This is a genomic window from Mycobacterium riyadhense, from assembly GCF_963853645.1.
In the GTDB taxonomy this organism is placed as follows: Bacteria; Actinomycetota; Actinomycetes; order Mycobacteriales; family Mycobacteriaceae; genus Mycobacterium; species Mycobacterium riyadhense.
Genome location: NZ_OY970456.1, coordinates 6,068,410 through 6,083,940 on the forward strand (window position 1 = coordinate 6,068,410; position 15,531 = coordinate 6,083,940).

The following is a 15,531-nucleotide window of genomic DNA, read 5'->3' on the forward strand; positions in this document are numbered from 1 at the left end:
GGCGAATGGACTAACCGCTGCTCTCGCGTCCGTTTTCCAACCAGGCCTTGGTGCGGCCGGGGTGGTGAGTGGCAATCCATGCCACGCCGACGTCGCGACAAAAATCGATGTCTTCGTACTCGTCGACGTTCCAGCAGTACACCGCCCGACCCTGGGCGGCGGAGCGGTCGACGAGCTGCGGATATTCCTTCAACGCCGGCAGCCATGGCCCCACCGCGGTGGCCCCGACGGCGGTGGCCGCGCTGCTGGCCAGGTAGCGGGCGGTCTTGCCCAGCAGCACGGTCGGCAGCAGCGGCGCTGCTCGCCGGATTCGCCAGACCGCGGCCGCCGAAAAGGACATCACCACCGCACGGGATAGGTCGGCGGAGGCGGGCGCGGCGATGCCGAAGCGGTGCAGCAGTGCCAGCAGTTTGCTTTCCACCAGCGAGCCGTACCGGACGGGGTGCTTGGTCTCGATGAAGATCTTTACCGGCCGGTGCCAGTCCAGGACCAGCGCCACTAGCGCGTCCAGGGTCAGCAGGCTGGTGTCACCGTGCGTACCGTCGGGACGCCAGCTGTCGTGCCACGCGCCGTACTCCAATTCGCGCAGCTCGGCGAGCGTCATCGTGCTGACCAAACCGGCTCCGGTCGAGGTCCGGTCGAGCCGGCGATCATGAACACACACCAGATGGCCGTCACGGGTCAGCCGCACGTCACATTCCACACCGTCGGCGCCCTCTTTGAGGGCTAGGTCGTAAGCGGCCAGCGTGTGTTCCGGCCGCGCGGCGGACGCGCCGCGATGGGCAACCACGAAGGGGTGCCCGGCGAGCACCTCGTCGGCCCACGGCATGCTCACTATGCTGCCGGTTCCTGCCCATCCAACTCAACCGGCGCGGTGGATCGGGACGCTTGACGCTGGCCGTCAGGTACCACGAGCCAGCGATGCGCAGGCCGTTCGACCGGTTTGAGTTCGAAGCCCTCGAAGACCCGCGCCATAGCGGCCACTGTGGCTGCCGCGCATAGGTACGCAACCACCATCATGACGGTGTTGTTGGCAATGCCCTGGGCATCGGAGACCCAGCTGGTAGCGATGGCGAAGATGGATATCGCATTGCTGAAAACCCACACGATCCACCAAATGACGATCGGTCTTTGCAGTCGTGCGTAGTGATCCTCGATGCGTGCCAGCTCGGTCACGTACACCGGCGCCCAGAACAGATTGACCAGGGGGATCAGGCAGCCGAGCCACAACGCGCGGACGGATCGCGGCTCAGGCAGGCCCGCATGCGCGAACGCCGCGGCCCGCCGGGCGATCAGCCACAAGATCAAGAGCACAGCAGTGGTGCCCACCGCCGCGATCACCGCCAGACTGACCAGATACCCCAGCCAGACCGACGCGGCGGCCACCAGGGAGTTCAGCAATGTGTTGCGGTTGATGATCAGCAGTACATAGCGCACCACAAACACCAGCGCCGCGATGCAGAGCGCCAGAAGCGTCAGGAACAGTGCGGTCCGCACCGTTGCCGCCGTTGGACCCGCCTTCGGCGGCTGCACCGCTGCGGGGACAACCTGGTCGACACGGTCGGCCAGCCCCCACCGCGGTATCACCGCATAGCGGGGTGTGGGGCCGCGGAACCGTCGCCCGGGCCGCCGGGGGGGTGCGGCGCCGGGACGCACCGCTATCCAGCGGAAACCCGGTGGGAGCCGCGGTGCTGTCGGCCGCACGGCCGGAGCCATCGGCAGCTGCGGGGCGCCAGGTGTAGGCCAGCGCGGGTCGGCCGATGGCGCGTCCGCCAAGGGCGCCATCAGGGCGCCACGACAACGAGGGCACCACTGTCGCTGCCGGTCGCGGACGTTCCACCGAGTGCCGCACTGGGAGCACACCTGGATCACCGCACCAGCCTAGCCTCGCGACGATGAGCGCCACGGCCACGTGGCGGTCTGAGGAGCGAGGCCATCCAACCGAGCCTCGCGACGATGAGCGCCACGGCCACGTGGCGGTCTGAGGAGCGGGGCCATCCAACCGAGCCTCGCGACGATGAGCGCCACGGCCACGTGGCGGTCTGAGGAGCGGGGGCCATCCAACCGAGCCTCGCGACGATGAGCGCCACGGCCACGTGGCGGTCTGAGGAGCGGGGCCAGATTTCTGTCGCTCCGAGGTGAGCTCTACGAGCCAAATCGGAGCGGGCCAATCCCACCCCGTGGGCCCCACCGCGCGCGCCGGGACGCTGATACAGCGAATAATCGACTATCCACAGTTTCCACAGCTTTATCCACAAGTAGCGGGGTCGACTACACATCGTTGACACCCCGCCTATCGGCGCGGTTGGCGGGGAACTGTGGATAAAGCGGTGCTGCGGAGAAGATCCAATCGACAGGCCTTGCGGGCGCCGGAGCGAAATGGATTGCCGCGCTAAGCACCTACCGCGGCGCGCCGGTTCGCGGTCGCAGCGAAGCTGAGTTGACCCGATTCGGCCAGTTTCCCTAGCAATGCACCAGGCGTTATGATCTGCGACGCGAGACTCCGTTGTGACCCACCTCACTACGAGGTGAATGTGCAGGTGAAAGGCGTGTGATGGCCACACATTCGTTTGGTCCGGGTACGACGACATCGTCGGATTCGTATTCCGGCTCGCCGGCCTGGAACCACGCCTATGTCGTTGCAGCGTTGCGCGCCGGCCTGGTGGCCTTGGCTTTGCTCGCAGTTCTGGCCGTTATCGCTTTGTCTTGAACCCCCAAACGGGGTATTCGCAGCCTGTAACCCATGGCGGCCGTCCTTGCGGCGCGCGCGGTCATGGAGCAGGGTTGAAGACGCCAGCCCGTCGCATGGGGAGACCCACGCGAAAGACGCGTCAGACGATCACTCTTCATCGAAGAAAGGAATGCCGTGGCCGAATACACATTGCCGGACTTGGACTGGGACTACGGAGCGCTGGAACCGCACATCTCGGGTCAGATCAACGAGCTTCACCACAGCAAGCACCACGCCACCTACGTCAAGGGCGCCAATGACGCGGTCGCCAAACTCGAAGAAGCACGAGCCAAGGACGACCATTCCGCGATCTTGCTGAACGAAAAGAACCTCGCTTTCAACCTCAGCGGCCATGTCAACCACACCATCTGGTGGAAGAACCTGTCTCCTAGTGGCGGTGATAAGCCCACGGGTGAGCTCGCCGCGGCCATTGACGACGCGTTCGGGTCGTTCGACAAGTTTCGTGCGCAGTTCCACGCGGCCGCCACCACCGTGCAGGGGTCGGGTTGGGCGGCACTCGGATGGGACACACTCAGCAACAAGCTGCTGATCTTCCAGGTGTACGACCACCAGTCCAACTTCCCGCTCGGCATCGTTCCACTGCTGCTGCTCGACATGTGGGAACACGCCTTCTACCTGCAGTACAAGAACGTCAAGGTCGATTTCGCAAAAGCGTTCTGGAATGTTGTCAACTGGCCGGACGTGCAATCCCGCTACGAGGCCGCGACCTCGAAAACCCCGGGGCTGATTTTCGGCTGAGTCCATTACCTGAGGGCGTGGGCGTCGCGCGGATCGCGCGGCGCCCATGTCTTTCGCCAGGGCTTAATATTTCGTCTTTGTGAACCTCGCGATGAGATAGCCACGCCAAGTTGCAAGGCGCCAAAACACCGCGCATGCTTGATTATTCGAGCTACGATTTATTTACAGCTGCGAGCGTGGTTATTCGGACGGAGGCGTCGCGGAGGGCGAGATGGGTGCTGGGTCAAATCGGCCTATAGGGGTCGCGCCTTTTCATTCTCGTGGTGCCCTTAAGGGGTTTGTGATTTCGGGGCGTTGGCCGGATTCGACGAAAGAGTGGGCTCAGCTATTGATGGTCGCGGTTCGGGTGGCGTCGTTGCCCGGACTGCTTTCCACCACAACCGTGTTCGGTGCGCGCGAGGAGTTGCCCGACGAACCCGAGCCGGGCACCGTCGGCCTGGTACTGGCCGAGGGCACGGTTTTCGGCGAATCAGCAATCCAGCCAGGGTATTTCGCTGATCACCAGCCTCCCGCGTTGCTTATGCTGCATCCGCCGTCGGAGACGACGCCGTCCTTGCCGGAGTGCACGGGGGCAGCCTCAGGCTGTGTGCTGCTGCCGGGACTCCCGTATCTGGGATTGGAGCACCGGGCAGCCTGGGTCGAAGCAGAAGCTGACGGCACCATCACGTCGATGGTGAGCCGCGTCGGTGTCGACCCGATCAGCCATCCCGACACCGCAATTCTTGCGATGCTGCTTGCGGCATAAGGAAATTCAAACCAATAAATACGGGTACCCGAACTTCGCCGGGATCCTGGCGCACATCAAACTCGCCCGCTAACCTTGGGTCGTTAGCGAAGGGGAGTAGCCCCAAATCGTCGTGTCGACATACTGGTGAAAGCCCGGCCGGCGAACCGCTCCGATCGGACGGTGGGTGAGACCTTCGACCGATGTCCAGTGACCGTATGGTCACTGGCCACCTGTCGAAAGGTCGCCTGCCATGCTCACCGCCACACTGTTAAGTCTCGGGGTGGTTTTCCTTGCCGAACTCGGCGACCGGTCTCAGCTCATCACCATGACCTATGCGCTGCGCTACCGCTGGTGGGTGGTGCTGACCGGGGTGGCGATCGCGTCAACCACCGTGCACGGCGTCTCAGTGACGATCGGCCATTTTCTCGGCGCTGCACTGCCAGCGCGCCCGATGGCCTTTGCATCGGCGATCGCCTTCCTAATTTTTGCCGCATGGACCTGGCGGGAAGGCGCGTCCGGCGACCACAACGGATCTGCTCCTCGGGCACCCCGATTCGCGCTGCTTACGGTGGTGTCGTCGTTCGTGCTGGCCGAGCTGAGCGATAAGACGACGCTCGCGACCGTGACGTTGGCCAGCGATCACAACTGGGCCGGCGTGTGGATCGGCACGACCCTGGGAATGGTGCTGGCCGACGGCCTGGCCATCGGCGCAGGACTGCTACTGCATCAGCGGCTCCCCGACCAGCTGCTGCACGGCCTGGCCAGCCTGCTGTTCCTGTTGTTCGGGTTGTGGATGCTGCTCGACAACGCGCTGGGGTGGCGTTCGGGGGCCGTCTTCGCGATCGCCGCGATGGCGCTGGCCGCGGCAGCCGGCGCCGTGTCAGTGTGGGTGGCGCAAACTCGTCGGCGGCGGCAGCGGGCGGTGACAGTCACCGGAACAGCACCGGACATCGTCTGAGTTCCGCCCGACGGCACCCAACTATCGCCGCCCCAGCCGACGGCCGCTCCGCGGCTTGTCGCGGCGAGCTTGCGACCCGCTGCGCGTCACCCAAACATGGGCTGAGCAGAGACGACAGCAAAGGAGTCTGTTCGCGATTTTCGGCCTTCTGCCGGTTGCCCGAAGTCGCGGATGCGCGCTTTGCTCAGCCCGCTCGATCGCTTCGCCGAGCACGAAGTCGGTACACCGGCGCGCACCTTCTTGCGACGTATTCTGCGGATAACCTGTGAAATACGTTCATTTTATGGACACCCGACCGAATCATTTGGATGCTCATCGGGGGGGTGTCGCCGACCGCTCAGCCCGGTTGTGGCTAATCCGCTCAGGTTTGCACTTGGTTGTGGACACAACTGTCGCTACCATGATCAGCAAATACACATAGATAAGGGTTTGCGCTACAGCCCAGTGGAGGTCATATCGATGAGCACGACATTCGCTGCCCGCCTGAACCGCCTGTTTGACACGGTGTATCCACCCGGACGGGGGCCGCACACCTCCGCGGAGGTCATCGCGGCGCTCAAGGCGGAGGGCATCACGATGTCGGCTCCCTACCTTTCGCAGCTACGTTCCGGCAACCGGACGAACCCATCGACGGCGACCATGGCCGCCCTCGCCAACTTCTTCCGAATCAAGCCCGCCTACTTCACCGACGACGAGTACTACGAGAAGCTCGACAAGGAATTGCAGTGGCTAGCCGCCAGCCGCGAGGACGGCGTGCGCCGCATCGCGCTGCGGGCCCACGACCTGTCCTCCCAAGCGCAGCAGGAGGTCTTGGACCGGATCGACGAGCTGCGCCGCGCGGAGCGGCTCGACGCCTGAGCCCGCGCTCCAGTTAATCCGTCCACCCCGACCTGACGGATCGCCGGCGGCCTGCTCCGATTAGGGTTGGCCCAGCGCTCGCGCGCACGCATACGCGATAGTCCACGAGATACCGGGAGGCGGCCGGGAATGGCCCTGTTCCGCAAGCGAAAGAGCCGCGCGACCCGCCGCGCCGAAGCCCGAGCGATCAAGGCCCGCGCCAAGCTCGAAGCCAAGCTATCTGCCAAGAACGAGGCACGCCACTTCAAGGCCACCCAGCGGGCCGCCAACAAGGCGCTCAAGGCGCAGCTGAAGGCCCAGCGCGACAGTGACCGGGCGGCGCTGAAGGTCGCCGAGACCGAACTCAAGGCTGCGCGCGAAGGAAAGCTACTGTCGCCCACGCGGATCCGTCGAGTGCTCACCGTTTCCAGGCTGCTCGCGCCCATCCTGACGCCGGTGATATACCGGGCGGCCATCGCCGCACGCGGGCTCATCGACCAACGGCGCGCTGATCAGCTCGGGATTCCGTTGGCCCAAGTCGGTCAGTTTTCCGGGCACGGCGCTCGGCTGTCGGCCCGCATCGCCGGGTCTGAGCAATCGCTGCGGACGGTCCAGGAAAACAAGCCCAAGGACGCCGAGACCAAGCAATTCGTGTCGGCGGTGAGCGAACGGCTCTCGGATCTGTCGGCGGCTATTACGGCCGCCGAACACATGCCGGCACCGCGGCGCCGAGCCGCCCACTCCGCGATCTCGTCGCAACTAGACGGTATTGAGGCCGACCTGATGGCGCGCCTCGGGCTGACTTGATTGGTGACAAGGTGACCCCGCCTGACATCTCATTCCACTGGATTTCACGCAGCGTGATCGCGATCGCCCTAGCCGCCGCGCTGTATCTTGGCTCGGTCGTGGGCATTCCCACAGCCAGCGCACATGGTCATGCCAGCTGCGACAAGCCAGTACACGATGGTATGTCGATCGTCACCTTCCAGAGATCCACCTTCAAGGAGCGCCTCCACCCGACGTTCGCGGCCATGACGGCCGTCGGGCCGGATGCCAACATTTGGTCTGCCGCCGCACCGTCCGTACGGGGCGCGGTCGTCACAGTCGGCCTGCGACCGCTTGGACCGGCCGGGCGCGATACCGTGAATTATCGCCTGACCTCTGCGGACGGGCAGGCCTCCGGGTCGGCGTGGTATGGGCTGACCGCGCCCGGCACCGGGACGCCCGGACCCGCGGCCGCTGCCAACGACGAAGGCGCCGACATCCCGGCCTGGCCGTTCGCGGTGGGCGCAATAGTCGCGGTCGGCGCGGGTGCGTTATGGGCTATCCGGCGGAGGCCGTAGCCAAACCGCGTCCTGGCATGATGGGACCCGAATGCATGGCGACTTAATGAGCGACGACAAAGCTGCAAAGGAGCGGCCGCATGGCAGACCCGCAGGATCGACCCGACAGCGAATCCGACGACGCATCGAAACCACCGGCCAAGAAGGCAACTCCCCCGGCCGCCAAGAAGGCTGCCAAGGCGCCCGCCAAGAAGGCGCCCGCGAAAAAACCGCCCGCAAAAAAGGTGCCGGCAAAGAAGGCACCCGCCAAGAAGGCACCGGCCAAGAAGGCACCCGGCGTGCAGCCTCGGGCCGAAACTAATGGCCAACAGGCCGCTGCCGCCAAAGATGCGGCAGCCCAAGCGAAGTCGACCGTGGATCGTGCCAACAACCCACTTCCGCCAGACACATCTGCTTCATCGCCGCTTCAGTCCCCGGTACCGCTGGTGGTTGCTATCACCCTTAGCCTGTTGGCCTTGCTGCTCATCCGACAGCTGCGGCGCCATTAACAGCGATGACCTTGTCATTCCGGCCAACGGCCGACCTCGTCGACGACATCGGGCCCGACGTGCACAGTTGTGACCTCCAGTTCCGGCAGTTTGGTGGCCGCACGGAATTCGCCGGGCCAATCAGCACCGTCCGGTGTTTCCAGGACAACGCACTGCTGAAATCGGTGCTGTCGCAACCGAGCGGCGGTGGAGTGCTGGTCATAGACGGTGCCGGCTCGCTGCACACCGCCTTGGTCGGAGATGTGATCGCGGAATTGGCCCGCTCCAACGGCTGGGCCGGCCTGGTCGTTAACGGCGCAGTGCGCGACGCGGCAGCCCTACGCGGCATTGACATCGGCATCAAGGCGTTGGGCACCAATCCCCGCAAGAGCACCAAGACCGGTGCTGGCGAACGCGGCGTCGAAATCACCTTGGGCGGTGTAACGTTCGTGCCCGGCGATATCGCCTACAGCGACGATGACGGCATTGTCATCGTCAAGCCGTAGGGATCCTAAACTGCTACTGCAGTAGGCTTTTTCGCGAATCTCAGACCCTCGTCATCGATCCTGCCACGCCGGATCAGGTGGATGTCGCGTAGGTAGTTTTGGTTCAAGCGCCACGGGGTGCGCGAGCCCTGCTTAGGTAACTCGTCGAGCGAGCGCAAGACGTAACCCGGGGTGAACTCCATGAACGGCCGTTCCTCGACCGCTGAGCCCGGGTGTTCGACGACCACCGTGTCAAACCCGTTGGCGTCCATGTAATTAAGCAAACGACAGACGAACTCTGACACCAAGTCGGCCTTCAGCGTCCACGACGCATTCGTGTAACCAACCGTGTAGGCCATATTGGGGATGCCGGACAGCATCATGCCCTTGTAGGCCATCGTCTTGGTCAGATCCACCGGTTGCCCGTCGACGGTGGCGGTCGCACCACCAAAGAGCTGCAGGTTCAAACCCGTTGCGGTGATGATGATGTCGGCCGACAATTCGCGGCCCGAGTTGAGCCGGATGCCTGTCGGCGTGAACCGGTCGATGGTGTCGGTGACCACGTCAACCTTCCCGTGCCGGATGGCGCGGAACAGGTCGCCGTTGGGCACCAGGCATAACCGCTGCTCCCACGGATTGTAGTGCGGCCCAAAGTGCTTCCGTACGTCGTAACCTTCGGGCAACTGGCGTTGCACCAAGCCCATGAACATTTTCCGCATGCGGCGCGGCCACTTCTGGCACGCCCCGTACACGGCCTGCTGGCGCAACACGTTCTTCCACCGAACGACGGCGTAGGCCATCCTTTCGGGCAGCCACCGGTTCAGCCGCTCGGCGATGGAGTCCTGCTCTGGTTGAGAGACGATGTATGTGGGTGAGCGTTGCAGCATCGTGACGTGCTTTGCACCCGAATTTGCCAGGGCCGGTACGAGAGTGACCGAGGTAGCGCCACTGCCGATCACGATGATCGTCTTGTCGGCGTAGTCCAGATCCTCGGGCCAGTGTTGCGGATGGATGATCGGGCCGGCGAAGTCCTCGGAGCCAGCGAACTTCGGCGAGTAGCCCTCCTCATAGTTGTAGTAGCCGCTGCATAAGAAGAGAAACGAGCAGGTGAGCGCGCTTTGCGTGCCGTTGCTCTCGATCTGAACCGTCCAGCGATTTTCGGTGTTCGACCAATCAGCGCTGACGACCTTCTGGTTGAGCCGGATGTGCTTGTCGATGCCATACATCGCGGCCGTGCTCTTGACGTAGTCGAGGATCGGCTTGCCATCGGCAATGGCCTGGCGATCGGTCCACGGGCGGAACCGGAAACCCAGCGTGTACATGTCTGAGTCGGAACGAATTCCGGGGTAGCGGAACAGGTCCCAGGTGCCACCCATGGACGAGCGCTTGTCCAGGATTGCGTAGCTCCTAGTAGCGCAGCGGTCTTGCAAATGCCAGGCCGCACTCACCCCCGAAATGCCGGCGCCCACGATGACGACGTCAAGGTGCTCAGTCATGAAGCCCACGCTATCAACGGTGTGTCGAATCCGTCAACGAAGTGTCGAATTATTCGACATAGAGTAAGCTGCCTGTCGTGACCACCTCCGCCGCCAGCCAGACATCGCTGCACCGCGGCCGGCGCAGCGCGCGTCCGTCCGGCGACGAGCGCGAATTGGCGATCCTCGCCACCGCCGAACACCTGCTCGAGGATCGGCCACTAGGCGACATCTCGGTCGACGACTTGGCTAAAGGCGCCGGAATCTCCCGGCCAACGTTCTACTTCTACTTCCCGTCCAAGGATGCGGTGCTGCTGACGCTGCTGGATCGGGTGATCAACGAGGCCGACTCGGCGCTGCAGGAGCTCGCGGAGAAGGGCAACGACGACCGTGAAGACATGTGGCGCAACGGGATCAACGTGTTCTTCGAGACGTTCGGGTCCCACAAGGCAGTGAGCCGCGCCGCCCACGCCGCAAGCGGCACCAGCGCCGAGGTTCGGGAGCTGTGGTCGACATTCATGCAGAAGTGGATCGCCTACACCGCCTCAGTGATCGAGGGCGAGCGCGACCGCGGCGCCGCACCCGACACCCTGCCCGCCGAGGAACTCGCCACCGCTCTCAACCTGATGAATGAGCGGACGCTGTTCACATCATTTGTCGCCGAGCAGCCCTCCGTCCCGGAAGCGCGCGTGCTGGACACGTTGGTGCACATCTGGGTCAACAGCATCTACGGCGAGGCCCGCTAACTGTCACGCCGCTATGCGAACATATGTTCGTGCGGTGCGAGGCGTCCATCCTGCACGCGGACCTGGATTCGTTCTACGCCTCCGTCGAACAGCGCGACGACCCGGCGTTGCGGGGCCGTCCGGTGATCGTCGGCGGCGGTGTCGTGCTGGCCGCCAGCTACGAAGCCAAGGCCTACGGCGTGCGCACCGCGATGGGCGGTGCGCAGGCGCGACGATTGTGTCCACACGCCGTGGTCGTGCCGCCCCGAATGGCGGCCTACATGCAAGCCAGCGACGCGGTCTTCGAGGTGTTTCGCAACTGCACGCCGCTCGTGGAGCCGCTCTCGGTGGACGAGGCGTTTCTCGATGTGAGCGGCTTGTGGCGGATCGCGGGCACACCAGTCCAAATCGGAGCACGGCTGCGCGCCGAGGTTCGCAACCGCGTCGGCCTTCCCATCACCGTCGGAGTGGCCCGGACGAAATTCCTGGCGAAGGTCGCCAGCCAGGAGGCCAAGCCCGACGGACTGCTGCTGGTGCCACCCGACCAGGAGCTGGCATTTCTGCATCCGCTGCCAGTGCGCCGGCTGTGGGGCGTGGGTGCGGTGACCGCCGAGAAGTTGCATGCGCACGGCATCACAACGGTCGCCGAGGTCGCCGAGCTCAGTGAGTCGACGCTGGCCTCGATGCTGGGTGGCGCCATGGGCCGCCAACTGTATGCACTGTCCCGCAATATCGACCGTCGGCGGGTGACCACCGGCGTCCGACGCCGCTCGGTGGGCGCCCAGCGCGCGCTCGGCCGAGCCGGTAGCAGCATGTCGCCCGCAGAGATCGATGCGGTAGTGGTCACGCTAATCGATCGCATTACCGGCCGCATGCGAGCGGCCGGGCGCACCGGACGCACGGTGGTGCTGCGCCTACGGTTCGACGATTTTGGTCGCGCAACTCGGTCACATACGCTGCCGTGGGCCACGTCATCGACGCAGCCCATCCTCGCCGCCGCTCGCCGGCTGGTTGCGTCGGCCGCGCCAACCATCGCAGAACGTGGTTTGACGCTGGTCGGATTCGCGGTATCGGGCATCGACCGCAGCGGTGCCCAACAACTCATGCTGCCGTTTGGCGGCGAGCAGCCCCAGTCCATTGACGAGGCGGTAGACCAGATACGCCAGCGCTACGGCAAGTCCGCGGTGACGCGGGCGGTGCTGGTCGGCCGTGACCCGGGCATCGAAATGCCACACCTACCGGACTGAAGCGGCAACACTCCTCGGCCGAGCGGCGTTCGACTGCTTCTCCGTCGGCTGGAACACACCAACGTGGTACAAACTGCTGGGATATTCTTTTGCGCCTATTAGTTGCGATAGTGGCGTTCGAACCGGCTCGCCATTGGCAATTCTTGATGCGATGGCGTCCAAGTCGAACCGCGGCTCCCATCGGAGTTCACAGCGCGCCCGGGCATTGACGTATACGCGATCCACCCGATCCGGGAACCGCCACCCTTTCTCGGCCCACGCAGCCGCCGCCAGCGGCGCGCGGCGCGCGAACACCGCGGCCGCGTCAGTCCGCAATTCGGCCATGTCCTCCGGGGCGAACGGTGTGGTTGCCGATATGACGTAGCGCCCAAACCCAAGATCACTCGCACAGGCTGCCGCTTTCAGATGCGCGTCGACGGCGTCTTCCAGCGCGACGCGCCGATACGCATATTCGTTGCCCTTCACGTTGTCGTCACTCCGCCCGCCGTGAGTATCTGGCATGTCATCGAGCTCTGCGAAGAACCGCGCGGCGCGCAGGACAACGCAGGCCAGGCCGTCGTTCCGATACGCCAACTGGCAGAGGTCTTCGGCAGCAGCCTTGGTGACGCCATAGATGTTCTTGGGAACCGGCGGAACGGATTCGTCGATCCATGCCGCGGGCTCGCCAACCGGTGGCACCAGCGCATCACCGAAAACCGTTGTGGAGGAAGTCATCACAAATGCGCGAACATTCGCCGCAGCGGCCGCATGCAATAGGGTATGGGTGCCACTGATGTTGGTATCGACAAACGACTGGCGCGGCACGAAAGCCAGCTGCGGTTTGTGCAAGGTCGCCGTGTGGAATACCGCGTCTGCGCCGGCCATTGCTTCGTGCACCAAATCCGCGTCATTGGCGCAACCAACAAAGTCGGTCCATTGTGACGGTCGCATGTCGAGTCCAACGACGTCGACCCCGCGTTCGCGCATGGTGCGCACAAGCGCCTCACCCAGGTGACCGGAGCTACCGGTCACGAGCGCGCGCCGCAACGGCGCGCCAAGGCTGATGACGGGAGCGTGGGCGTCGGTGTCACTCATCTGGATACTCCAGGTTCGGTGTCCGCACTCCGGGCGCGATCGGGTAGGCATTACCATTTTGCCGCGCCGATGAGTCATCTGTAAGCGGGATGTCTAGATTAAACCCGAAAATATTGATCAATTCCCGTTATCAATGCCGGTTCCATTTACCGGGGGCCTCGGGTAAAACGGCCAAATTGTCAAGATATTTGACACTACCCGGCCGAAGCCCACTCCAACACCTCATCGGCAGGCCAGGTGTTGACGATGCGCTCGACCGGAATACTCGCGTCCAGCGCGCGCTGCGCGCCATAGCCCAGGAAATCCAGCTGACCGGGCGCGTGCGCGTCGGTGTCGATGCTGAACACGCAGCCGATGTCGCGGGCGAGGTTCAGCAGGCGGGTCGGCGGATCGCGGCGCTCGGGACGGGAGTTGATCTCCACCGCGGTGCCATGGTCACGACAAGCGGTGAACACCGCCTCGGCGTCGAACTTCGATTCGGGCCGGATGCCGCGGTTTCCGGAAACCAACCGGCCGGTACAGTGTCCCAGCACATCGGCCTGGCCATTGGAAACGGCGCGCACCATCCGGCGGGTCATCGCGGCGGACTCCATCGACAACTTCGAGTGCACGCTGGCGACCACGATGTCGAGGCGGTCCAGCAACTCGGGCTCCTGGTCCAGGCTGCCGTCGTCGAGAATGTCCACCTCGATGCCGGTGAGAATGCGCATTGGCGCGAACTTTTCGCGCAGCCCCTCGATCTCGTCGAGCTGTTTGCGCAACCGGTCCGCAGACAGTCCGTTGGCGATCGTCAGCCGCGGCGAATGGTCGGTCAACGCGCAGTACTCATGGCCCAGCGCCGCGGCGGTGGCCATCATCTCCTCGATCGGCGCTGACCCGTCCGACCAGTTCGAATGCAGGTGCAGGTCCCCGCGCAGCGCGGCCCGGATGTCGCCGCCTCCGAGATCCCGAGCAGCCGAACGCAATTCGATCAGGAGGTCGGGCTCGCGGCCGGACCAGGCCTGATCGATGACCTTTGCGGTCCTGGGCCCGATGCCCGGTAGCGACTGCCAGCTGTTGGCCTGACCGTGCCGCTCCCGCGCGGCGTCGTCGAGTCTTTCGATGATGTCGGCGGCGTTGCGATACGCCATGACCCGTCTGGGATCGTGACGGCTCCGATCCTTGTAGTACGCGATCTGTCGCAGCGCGATTACCGGGTCCACAGCTGCCCCGCGATGAACCCGGCGAAAACCACTGCGAATCCACCTATCTCGCCGAGGATGAGCAAGGCCATCGCCGTCCCGGCCCCGCGTGCGGGTGGGTCGAATTGGTTCTCGGTGTCCCGCCGCGCGCCGTGGAAGATGTAGCTCGCGATGGCGCCGACAAAGAAGAACACCGCCACCATCGCCGCGGACAGGTTGACCCACGCCGGCCAGGCGCTGAGTTCGACGAAGACCGCGATCAGCAGCGTCGCAAACGCGTAGAGCAGCGCCGCCCGGTGTGCGATGTCGACGTAGGGGTGCGCGCGGTGGTCGTCGGTGACCATGATTTGGCGGTACTTCCACACTCCAAGACCAAGCGCGAGAAGAAAGATCAACCCGGTCGCCAGCAGGGTGATGTTGGTATCGATGCGGTTGATTCCAGGCACGCAGCTCATGGTTCGCTCCAGCTTAGTTGTGCGTCGGAGAGCAGGACTACCGTCGGACCAATGCGATTCGCGTTCAAAACCTCACCGCAACACACCACTTGGGCCGACATGCTGGCCGTCTGGAAGGCGGCCGACGACATCGAGGTCTTCGAGTCCGGGTGGACGTTCGACCACTTTTATCCGATCTTCAGCGACTCCACCGGGCCGTGCCTGGAGGGTTGGACAACTCTTACGGCATTGGCCCAGGCCACCACCCGGTTGCGGCTGGGCACGCTCGTCACAGGGATTCATTACCGCCATCCGGCGGTGTTGGCCAACATGGCAGCCGCGCTCGACATCGTCTCCAACGGCCGGCTCGAGCTCGGGATCGGCGCGGGCTGGAACGAGGAAGAATCCGGTGCCTACGGAATCGAGCTGGGCAGCCTTAAGCAACGCTTTGATCGGTTCGAGGAAGCCTGTCAGGTACTGACCAGCCTGCTCAGCCAGCAGATCACCGACTTTGACGGGAAGTACTACCAGCTCAAGGGCGCTCGCAACGAGCCGAAGGGTCCGCAGCGCCCGCACCCGCCGATCTGCATTGGCGGCAGCGGGGAGAAGCGCACGCTACGAATTACAGCTCGCTACGCGCAACATTGGAACTTCGCCGGCGGTCCGCCCGAGGAGTTCGCACGCAAGCGCGACGTCCTGGCGGCGCATTGTGCCGACATCGGACGCGACCCGAACCAGATCACCCTGTCGGCCCATCTGCGCCTCGGCGAGGACCGCAACTACACGAAGCTTGTCGAAGATGCGGCGGGACTGGCCGCCGAAGGATTAGACCTGGGAATCGTCTACATCACCCCGCCACACGACCCCGCCGTCCTAGAACCGCTGGCCAGGACCATCGAGAAATCGGGACTCTGCCAGATAACAACTTGATAAAGCTGAGCAAACTTTTGCGAAACCGTTTGTTCGCGATCCGAGCGATTACACCGCGAATCGCAGCAGTTCCTCAGCGGTTACCAGGCGCTCGTGCTTAGCGGGAAACTCGTGGCTCTTCACCGGGTGACGGAACCATGACCAGGCGATTCGCCCCA

The 15,531-nt window shown here is 64.2% G+C and carries 18 protein-coding genes; 12 read left to right on the forward strand and 6 right to left on the reverse strand.

Annotated elements, in window-relative coordinates; translation table 11 throughout:
- Positions 1-10: 10 nt before the first annotated feature.
- Both AADZ78_RS26770 and AADZ78_RS26775 read right to left on the reverse strand, forming a co-directional pair.
- A complete protein-coding gene (locus tag AADZ78_RS26770; RefSeq protein WP_085252526.1) occupies positions 11-829 on the reverse strand; it encodes a glycerophosphodiester phosphodiesterase in 819 nt (272 codons plus the stop codon).
- A 5-nt stretch (positions 830-834) separates the two neighbouring features.
- Positions 835-1,872, reverse strand: a complete 1,038-nt coding sequence (locus AADZ78_RS26775) for a DUF4328 domain-containing protein (RefSeq protein ID WP_085252481.1) — start codon at positions 1,870-1,872, stop codon at positions 835-837.
- 682 nt (positions 1,873-2,554) lie between these two features.
- Here AADZ78_RS26775 and AADZ78_RS26780 point away from each other — a divergent pair.
- The 9 genes from AADZ78_RS26780 (at position 2,555) to rraA (ending at position 8,328) form a co-directional block, all read left to right on the forward strand.
- Entirely contained in the window at positions 2,555-2,710 is a 156-nt protein-coding gene (locus AADZ78_RS26780; RefSeq protein WP_169726383.1) for a hypothetical protein, read from the forward strand.
- Between the two features lie 156 nt (positions 2,711-2,866).
- On the forward strand, positions 2,867-3,490 hold the full coding sequence (locus AADZ78_RS26785; RefSeq protein ID WP_085252482.1) for a superoxide dismutase: 624 nt from the start codon (positions 2,867-2,869) through the stop codon (positions 3,488-3,490).
- 211 nt (positions 3,491-3,701) lie between these two features.
- Positions 3,702-4,235: a peptidase gene (locus AADZ78_RS26790; protein ID WP_085252483.1), complete on the forward strand. Its 534-nt coding sequence runs from the start codon at positions 3,702-3,704 to the stop codon at positions 4,233-4,235.
- A 232-nt stretch (positions 4,236-4,467) separates the two neighbouring features.
- Positions 4,468-5,175 carry a TMEM165/GDT1 family protein gene (locus AADZ78_RS26795; RefSeq protein ID WP_085252484.1) on the forward strand — a complete coding sequence of 236 codons (708 nt, stop codon included), beginning with the start codon at positions 4,468-4,470 and terminating at the stop codon, positions 5,173-5,175.
- Between the two features lie 459 nt (positions 5,176-5,634).
- Entirely contained in the window at positions 5,635-6,033 is a 399-nt protein-coding gene (locus AADZ78_RS26800; protein WP_085252527.1) for a transcriptional regulator, read from the forward strand.
- A gap of 129 nt (positions 6,034-6,162) precedes the next feature.
- On the forward strand, positions 6,163-6,819 hold the full coding sequence (locus AADZ78_RS26805) for a DUF6474 family protein (RefSeq protein ID WP_085252485.1): 657 nt from the start codon (positions 6,163-6,165) through the stop codon (positions 6,817-6,819).
- Between the two features lie 11 nt (positions 6,820-6,830).
- A complete protein-coding gene (locus tag AADZ78_RS26810) occupies positions 6,831-7,355 on the forward strand; it encodes a copper resistance protein CopC (RefSeq protein ID WP_239656161.1) in 525 nt (174 codons plus the stop codon).
- An 80-nt stretch (positions 7,356-7,435) separates the two neighbouring features.
- Positions 7,436-7,843 carry a nucleoid-structuring protein H-NS gene (locus AADZ78_RS26815; protein WP_085252486.1) on the forward strand — a complete coding sequence of 136 codons (408 nt, stop codon included), beginning with the start codon at positions 7,436-7,438 and terminating at the stop codon, positions 7,841-7,843.
- Positions 7,844-7,848: 5 nt separating this feature from the next.
- A complete protein-coding gene (gene rraA, locus AADZ78_RS26820) occupies positions 7,849-8,328 on the forward strand; it encodes a ribonuclease E activity regulator RraA (RefSeq protein ID WP_085252487.1) in 480 nt (159 codons plus the stop codon).
- Positions 8,329-8,333: 5 nt separating this feature from the next.
- Here the strand turns inward: rraA and AADZ78_RS26825 are convergent, their stop codons facing one another.
- Positions 8,334-9,803, reverse strand: coding sequence for a flavin-containing monooxygenase (locus AADZ78_RS26825; RefSeq protein WP_085252529.1), 1,470 nt, complete (start codon positions 9,801-9,803; stop codon positions 8,334-8,336).
- 77 nt (positions 9,804-9,880) lie between these two features.
- Here AADZ78_RS26825 and AADZ78_RS26830 point away from each other — a divergent pair, with 77 nt between their 5' ends.
- Together AADZ78_RS26830 and dinB are read left to right on the forward strand one after the other, a co-directional pair.
- Positions 9,881-10,528 (forward strand): TetR/AcrR family transcriptional regulator, encoded by a 648-nt coding sequence (locus AADZ78_RS26830; RefSeq protein WP_085252488.1) that lies wholly within the window; start codon positions 9,881-9,883, stop codon positions 10,526-10,528.
- Between the two features lie 23 nt (positions 10,529-10,551).
- The gene (gene dinB, locus AADZ78_RS26835) at positions 10,552-11,754 is read left to right on the forward strand and encodes a DNA polymerase IV (RefSeq protein ID WP_085252489.1); all 1,203 of its coding nucleotides are present in this window, start codon (positions 10,552-10,554) and stop codon (positions 11,752-11,754) included.
- Here dinB and AADZ78_RS26840 read toward each other — a convergent pair.
- The 3 genes from AADZ78_RS26840 to AADZ78_RS26850 form a co-directional block, all read right to left on the reverse strand.
- Positions 11,743-12,828, reverse strand: a complete 1,086-nt coding sequence (locus AADZ78_RS26840; protein WP_139828958.1) for an NAD-dependent epimerase/dehydratase family protein — start codon at positions 12,826-12,828, stop codon at positions 11,743-11,745. The genes dinB and AADZ78_RS26840 overlap by 12 nt on opposite strands.
- A gap of 194 nt (positions 12,829-13,022) precedes the next feature.
- Positions 13,023-14,030: a PHP domain-containing protein gene (locus AADZ78_RS26845; RefSeq protein WP_085252491.1), complete on the reverse strand. Its 1,008-nt coding sequence runs from the start codon at positions 14,028-14,030 to the stop codon at positions 13,023-13,025.
- Positions 14,018-14,455 (reverse strand): hypothetical protein, encoded by a 438-nt coding sequence (locus tag AADZ78_RS26850; RefSeq protein WP_372510601.1) that lies wholly within the window; start codon positions 14,453-14,455, stop codon positions 14,018-14,020. Before AADZ78_RS26850 ends, AADZ78_RS26845 begins: the two co-directional genes overlap by 13 nt.
- Before the next feature lie 60 nt (positions 14,456-14,515).
- On the opposite strand from AADZ78_RS26850, the gene AADZ78_RS26855 reads away from it, so the two are divergent.
- Entirely contained in the window at positions 14,516-15,373 is an 858-nt protein-coding gene (locus tag AADZ78_RS26855; RefSeq protein WP_085252493.1) for an LLM class F420-dependent oxidoreductase, read from the forward strand.
- The last annotated feature ends 158 nt before the right edge of the window (positions 15,374-15,531 follow it).

Bases quoted from the DNA above. Each gene is read 5' to 3' on its own strand.
- AADZ78_RS26770 (WP_085252526.1), bottom strand. From the start codon at position 829: ATGCCGTGGGCCGACGAGGTGCTCGCCGGGCACCCCTTCGTGGTTGCC.
- AADZ78_RS26780 (WP_169726383.1), top strand. From the start codon at position 2,555: ATGGCCACACATTCGTTTGGTCCGGGTACGACGACATCGTCGGATTCG.
- AADZ78_RS26790 (WP_085252483.1), top strand. From the start codon at position 3,702: ATGGGTGCTGGGTCAAATCGGCCTATAGGGGTCGCGCCTTTTCATTCT.
- AADZ78_RS26795 (WP_085252484.1), top strand. From the start codon at position 4,468: ATGCTCACCGCCACACTGTTAAGTCTCGGGGTGGTTTTCCTTGCCGAA.
- AADZ78_RS26800 (WP_085252527.1), top strand. From the start codon at position 5,635: ATGAGCACGACATTCGCTGCCCGCCTGAACCGCCTGTTTGACACGGTG.
- AADZ78_RS26805 (WP_085252485.1), top strand. From the start codon at position 6,163: ATGGCCCTGTTCCGCAAGCGAAAGAGCCGCGCGACCCGCCGCGCCGAA.
- AADZ78_RS26815 (WP_085252486.1), top strand. From the start codon at position 7,436: ATGGCAGACCCGCAGGATCGACCCGACAGCGAATCCGACGACGCATCG.
- rraA (WP_085252487.1), top strand. From the start codon at position 7,849: ATGACCTTGTCATTCCGGCCAACGGCCGACCTCGTCGACGACATCGGG.
- AADZ78_RS26825 (WP_085252529.1), bottom strand. From the start codon at position 9,803: ATGACTGAGCACCTTGACGTCGTCATCGTGGGCGCCGGCATTTCGGGG.
- dinB (WP_085252489.1), top strand. From the start codon at position 10,552: ATGTTCGTGCGGTGCGAGGCGTCCATCCTGCACGCGGACCTGGATTCG.
- AADZ78_RS26840 (WP_139828958.1), bottom strand. From the start codon at position 12,828: ATGAGTGACACCGACGCCCACGCTCCCGTCATCAGCCTTGGCGCGCCG.
- AADZ78_RS26855 (WP_085252493.1), top strand. From the start codon at position 14,516: ATGCGATTCGCGTTCAAAACCTCACCGCAACACACCACTTGGGCCGAC.